A 384-nucleotide genomic window follows, 5' to 3' on the forward strand; every position below is an offset into this window, starting at 1 on the left:
TCATCTGAAAGTGCCTAGAACACGTGATGGTGAGTTTACAACTGACGTTTTCGAACAGTACACACGCTCTGATCAATCTCTTATTTTAGCTATGATGGAAGCTTATATTAATGGTGTTTCAACTCGGAATATCACGAAAATTGTCGAGGCTTTATCAGGGGAATCTGTATCGAAATCAACGATTTCTGAAGTAATGAAAAATATAGATCCTGATATTCAAGAATGGGCAAGTAGACCCATTACGAATCATCAATATAAGTATGTGTTTGTTGATGCTATGTATATAAAAGTTAAAGAGAATAATAAAATAGTATCCAAGGGTGTTTACACCGCAATGGGTATCAATGAACTTAGACAGCGTGAAATTATTGGCTTTAAAATTTC

Annotated in this window: 1 protein-coding gene; it reads left to right on the forward strand. The window is 34.6% G+C overall.

Features of this window, described 5'->3' with window-relative positions; genetic code table 11:
* The coding region (locus tag CD129_RS10095; RefSeq protein ID WP_218585267.1) for a transposase at positions 1 to 384 on the forward strand (384 nt) is incomplete at both ends.

Origin of the sequence: Mammaliicoccus fleurettii (assembly GCF_003970575.1) — a bacterium.
Classification (GTDB): domain Bacteria; phylum Bacillota; class Bacilli; order Staphylococcales; family Staphylococcaceae; genus Mammaliicoccus; species Mammaliicoccus fleurettii.